Raw genomic sequence first — 5,415 nt, 5'->3', positions numbered from 1 at the left:
GAACGGACCATCGCCTGGCTGACCCGCGGCAACCGAAGATTGCGTTACCGCGGTGTCATCAAGAACGACCACTGGCTACATCACCGAGCCGCCGCGCTGAACCTGCGCCGCCTCATCGCCCTCGGACTGACCCACACCGGCACCACCTGGGCCATCGCCTAACACGCCTTGCCCAAACTGCCAGGGCCTGTCACCCTCGACCATGGCGGGGCGACCTCTTTTGTCGACCCCAGGGTCTGACTTCACCATCGCCGCCAAGCGGCTCGAGGCGTCCCGCCCCAAACGCCACTAATTCAGCAGCCTCCTAGGCGACGTCGAACGCCCGGGCCCGCAGCGCCCGTTCCACCCCGGCACGTCCCTCGAGCACCAGCCGGCGCAGCGGTGCGGCCAGCTCACCGGCCAGGAAGGCGTCGGCGGCGTCCAGCCCGGGCTGGCTGATATCCCACGACGGGTACAGCCCGATCACCACCGTCTGTGCCACCTCGCTGGACCGCCGCTCCCACACACCCGGGATGGCGTCGAAGTAGCGCGACGTGAACGGCTGCAGTAGCGCCTGCTGACCGGGCTGCACGAAGCCGCCGATGATCGCCCGCGAAACGATGTTGGGCAGTGTGTCGTCCTCGATGACCTGTTGCCACGCGCCCTCCTTCACCGCCAGCTGAGGGCGGGCCGCCGACGCCTGCGCGCCGTGCCGCTTGCCGGCCGCGGTCGGGTCGCGTTCCACCTCGGCGTCGATGAACGGGGTTTCCGTGCCGTCGTTGTCGATGTCGCCGCCGGCGGTCAGCGCGGTGACGATGCGCCAGCGCAGGTCGGTGTCGACAGTAAGGCCGGGCAGCCCAAGCTCGATCGGATCGGTATCGAGCAGCGCCGCCAGCACCGCGGTGTGCCGCAGTGCCAGCACCGACGTGCACAACGCGTTGACGTAGGCCAGCTGGTGGTCCGATCCGGGTGCGGCACCGCGGGCCAGCTCCAGCAGCCGGTCGGCGAACGCCGGCCAGCCTTGCGAGCATGCCCAGTCCGGGTCGGCGTACGAGCTGAGCGCGGTCTGCGCCTGCATGAGCAGCCGCTGCGCCACCCCGACCTCGGTCTCGCCGTGCACACCCGCCGCCACCAGCGCCACGAAGTCGCGCGCCTTCAACTCGGCCTCGCGGGTCATTTCCCAGGCGGCCGACCAGGCCAGCGTGCGGGGCAGCGGCTCGGCGATGTCGGCGATGCGGGTCAACACGGTCTGCAGGGAATCCGGGTCAAGCCGCAGCGAGCAGTAGGTCAGGTCGTCATCGTTGACCAGGATCAGCTTCCCGCGGGAAACACCTTGCAGCGCAGGAACTTCGGTTAGTTCACCCTCGATGTCGAGCTCTTCGCGGTGCACCCGCACCAACTTCCCCGAGCCGTCGTCGTCATAGATGCCGACCGCTAGCCGGTGCACGCGTGTCTCACCCGCGCCGGGCTGAGCGCCGCTCTGGCTGATGGCGAAGCGACTGAACCGGCCGTCGGCGCCGAGGTCGAAGTCGGCGCGCAGCGTGTTCAGCCCGGTGGTCTTCAGCCATTGCTGGCCCCAGTGCGACAGGTCGCGGCCGGAGGCCTTTTCCAGCGCGCCGAGCAGATCACCGAAGGTTGCGTTGTCGAACGCGTGCGCGCGGAAGTAGTCGCGCAGCCCGGCCAGGAAGTGGTCGAGCCCGACGTAGGCGACGAGCTGCTTGAGCACGCTGGCGCCTTTGGCGTAGGTAATGCCGTCGAAGTTGACCTCGACGGCGGCCAGGTCGGGGATGTCGGCGGCCACCGGGTGGGTGGACGGCAGCTGATCCTGCCGGTATGCCCACGACTTCTCCGCGTTGGCGAAGGTGGTCCACGCCTCGGTGTATTCGGTGGCTTCGCTCTGGCACAGCACCGACGCGAAGGTGGCGAAGGACTCGTTGAGCCACAGGTCATCCCACCACTTCATGGTGACCAGATCGCCGAACCACATGTGAGCCATTTCATGCAGCACGGTTTCGGCGCGCCGTTCGTAGGACGCACGGGTGACCTTGCTGCGAAAGACGTAGTCCTCCAAAAACGTTACGGCGCCGGCATTCTCCATCGCACCGGCATTGAACTCCGGGACGAACAGCTGGTCGTACTTGCCGAACGCGTATGGCTCACCGAAGTTTCGGTGGTAGAAGCCGAATCCCTGCTTGGTTTCGGTGAACAGCCGATCGTCGTCCATGAAGTCGGCAAGCGAGCTGCGGCAGAACAGGCCCAGCGGAATCTCGCCGTGCTCGTCGGTGTAGGTGTCGTCCCAGCGGGCGTACGGTCCGGCGATCAGCGCGACGAGGTAGGTGCTCATTCGCGGGGTGGGCGCGAAGGTGTGCTTCTTCGCCTCGCCGTTAGTCTCGACACCGGCCGTCGCGGCATTGGATACCACCTGCCAGTGCCCGGGCGCGGTGACGCTGATGTCGAACGACGCCTTCAGGTCAGGCTGGTCGAAACATGCGAACATCCGCTTGGCGTCGGCGGTTTCGAATTGCGAGTACAGGTAGACCTCGCCGTCGACGGGGTCGACGAAGCGGTGCAAGCCCTCGCCGGTATTGGAGTATCGGCAGTCGGCGTCGACCACGAGGACGTTGTGCTCGCGCAGACCGGGCAGCGCGATCCCAGTGGACTCGTCGTAGCCGGAGACGTCGAGCTCGTTCCCGTTGAGGGTGGCGCTGCGGACGGTGTCGGCGGCGATGTCTACGTACGTGTCGGCGCCGCCGAGCGCGTCGAACTCCACCGTGGTGAGGGAGCGGAATGTCTGCTCGCCGTCGGTCAGGTCGAGGTCGATGCGGTAGCCGCCGACGGTGACGAGCGCGGCTCGTTCGACGGCCTGGTCGCGAGTCAGATTGGGAAGTGCCACACCCCCAACCTATCGGCTGGCGGGTACTACAGGCGGGGTGCCAGACCTGACGTCGGCAGCCAGTCCAGGATGGTTCCGTTGCCAACCGACGAGATCGCCGACGGGCAATACATCGATATCGCAATGCCGGTGAAGAACGCCGCCATGTCCGGCGAGATGCCGTTGTTGCCCACCGCCGACGCGACCGAAGCAAACGACTTGCCCGGTTCGACCAACATCGGACACACTCTCTCGCCCAGCGCAGCGGTCGCTGCCGGATCGTTGTAGGTCACCCCGGCCTCGTTCAATGCGTTGAGGAACGCGTCGTTGGTGGTGTCGGCGCCGGCCGGTGCGGCCAACGTCGCGGCGGCGGCCAGCGCCCCGACGGTCATTGCAAGTGTGCTCATAACAGATTTCACTCAAGTAACACTGGTCTACGTCGGTCACATTGACAACACGCTTCGGTAAAGGTTTGGAACAGGCGTGCGCGGCGCATGGTTGAGGTGAACGAGTTCTGATCTTCAACCGAGAGGACGATTGATGCCCGAGAAGTCCATTGCAGGTTTCTGGTTCGACCCGCTGTGCCCGTGGTGCTGGATCACGTCGCGGTGGATCCTCGAGGTCGAGACGGTTCGCGATATCGAAGTCAACTTTCACGTGATGAGCCTGGCGGTGCTCAACGAGAACAAGGATCTTCCCGAGGAATACCAGGAAGGTCTCAAGCAGGCGTGGGGGCCGGTCCGGGTGGCCATCGCCGCCGAGCAGGCCAAGGGCCCGGAGATCCTCGCGCCGCTGTACACCGCGATGGGCCGGCGGATCCACAACGAGGACAACAAGGACTTCGCGGTCGTCATCAAGGAGTCGCTCGAGGAGGTCGGCCTGCCCGCCGAGCTGGCCGAGGCGGCGACCAGCGACAAGTACGACAAGGCGCTGCGCACGAGCCACCACGAGGGCATGTACGACGTCGGCGAGGACGTCGGCACCCCGACCATCCACGTCAACAATGTCGCGTTCTTCGGCCCCGTGCTGTCGAAGATCCCGCGCGGCGAGGAAGCCGGCAAGCTCTGGGACGCGTCGGTGACGTTCGCGTCGTATCCCCACTTCTGGGAGCTCAAGCGGACGCGCACCGAGCCGCCGACCTTCGACTAATCGGCTAGTCGCGCCGAATCCACGGATAGGTGGCGTTCTCGCTGAACAGTAGGTAGCGGCCGTCCCTATTGATGGTCACTTGGAGTGAGCGCAGGACGACGATGCCGTGTTCGTCGGCACCTCGAAATTGGCGTGCGAAGCCGACCAGGTCGCTGGTGAAGCCGATTTCTGTGAGGAACAGGGCGCGTGCCCAGTCGAGATCCGACAGGGATTGTTCATTGGTGACTGCTTGGTGCAGGTCGGCTACGTAGGTTGCCCAGTTGTCGTAGGTGGCTTGGCCGACGAACGGCGCGAGTAATTCAAAGGCGTGTCGGGGTGATTTGGCGTACTCGTTGAGCGTCAGTGTCATGAGCCTGCGTTCATCGTCGTCGAGGTCGATGCGATCAGTCGTGTTGGCGACGGCACAGACCTCTCCGTTCCTTGCGCTATTGGGAGCGGGAAACGTGGCGTTGTCTCGCAGTAGTCGATAGCGCTGTTGATTGCTGACCTTGCCTTGTAGTGAGCGCAGTTCTAAGACCCAGTATTCGTCGGCTGCAGGCCCGAATCGTCGTGCATTGGCGACCATGTCGCTGCCGAAGCCGAACTCGGTAAGACACAGGGCGCGCGCCCAGTCCAAATTCGAAAGTGGCTCACGCCTCTTGATGCTCTCTTTGAGCGGGACGATGTAGTCCCACCACTGTTTGTTACTCAACTTGCCGATCAAGGGCGGCAGCAATTCGACGGCAACCTGCGCCGACAGGCCGTACTCGTTGAGGACAAGCACCATCAGCTCGCGCTCGACGTCCGTGAGGTCGATGCTTATGAGCCCATCGTTATCGGCGGTCACAAAGATCCTTCACTCCCTGGGTGCTTTGGTTAGGCCATGTTGTCGGGGTCGTTGGGGTCGGGCGGTAGATGTCCAAGAATTATCTTTCCGAGAATGCCGAGAGCGCCATCGCTTTTTGCCGCCTCTTCGGGTGTTATGGGCGTACCCCAACCCGGCAGGGTCCCATTTGTGGGCGCTTCGTCACCCCAGCTTCCGCCTCCGCCCCCGCCACCTGCAGTTGCGGATCCGGGTATAGGTGTTGCGATGTCGGTGCCACCGCCAGGCACGCCGACGCTGCCCTTACTGATTTCGGGGAGCGGTGAAGCTGGCGACGGCGGCGCGACGGGACCGTCGGCGAGTTGGTTCACTGTGAAGATCGACTCGTACCAACCAAACTTGTCGGCGACGGAGGCGGGATCGTTCGGCTTGAACACGGTTCCGCCATCGGGCGCATTCGCCCCAGTGTCGCGCACAATCAGCACGTTGTCCTTCGGGTCATAGATAACCGGTACGCCGTCGCTGGTGCTCACCCCGATTTGCAGCCCGCTGGGATTGGTGATGGCCCGCTGCATCTTCTGGTACACGAGTTGCGCAAGCTGGGCCTGCGTCA

At 64.7% G+C, this 5,415-nt stretch carries 4 protein-coding genes and 2 pseudogenes; 2 read left to right on the top strand and 4 right to left on the bottom strand.

Going from position 1 to position 5,415, the window contains the following annotated elements; translation table 11 throughout:
- Positions 1-162: pseudogene (locus tag ACRDU5_RS16075) on the top strand (IS5/IS1182 family transposase); the annotation flags it as partial.
- 142 nt (positions 163-304) lie between these two features.
- On the opposite strand, the gene pepN reads toward ACRDU5_RS16075, so the two are convergent.
- A complete protein-coding gene (gene pepN, locus ACRDU5_RS16070; RefSeq protein WP_526615622.1) occupies positions 305-2,872 on the bottom strand; it encodes an aminopeptidase N in 2,568 nt (855 codons plus the stop codon).
- A 26-nt stretch (positions 2,873-2,898) separates the two neighbouring features.
- On the bottom strand, positions 2,899-3,258 hold the full coding sequence (locus ACRDU5_RS16065; protein WP_526615621.1) for a DUF732 domain-containing protein: 360 nt from the start codon (positions 3,256-3,258) through the stop codon (positions 2,899-2,901).
- A 133-nt stretch (positions 3,259-3,391) separates the two neighbouring features.
- On the opposite strand from ACRDU5_RS16065, the gene ACRDU5_RS16060 reads away from it, so the two are divergent.
- On the top strand, positions 3,392-4,000 hold the full coding sequence (locus tag ACRDU5_RS16060) for a mycothiol-dependent nitroreductase Rv2466c family protein (RefSeq protein WP_526615620.1): 609 nt from the start codon (positions 3,392-3,394) through the stop codon (positions 3,998-4,000).
- 4 nt (positions 4,001-4,004) lie between these two features.
- Here ACRDU5_RS16060 and ACRDU5_RS16055 read toward each other — a convergent pair whose 3' ends face one another.
- Entirely contained in the window at positions 4,005-4,826 is an 822-nt protein-coding gene (locus ACRDU5_RS16055) for a hypothetical protein (protein ID WP_526615619.1), read from the bottom strand.
- A gap of 29 nt (positions 4,827-4,855) precedes the next feature.
- Positions 4,856-5,415, bottom strand: a pseudogene (locus ACRDU5_RS16050) (hypothetical protein); the annotation flags it as partial.

The sequence above is a fragment of the Mycobacterium sp. genome (genome assembly GCF_050701515.1).
Classification (GTDB): Bacteria; Actinomycetota; Actinomycetes; order Mycobacteriales; family Mycobacteriaceae; genus Mycobacterium.
Note: the sequence above shows the minus strand (reverse complement) of the source record. Positions and strands in the feature narration are given on the sequence as shown.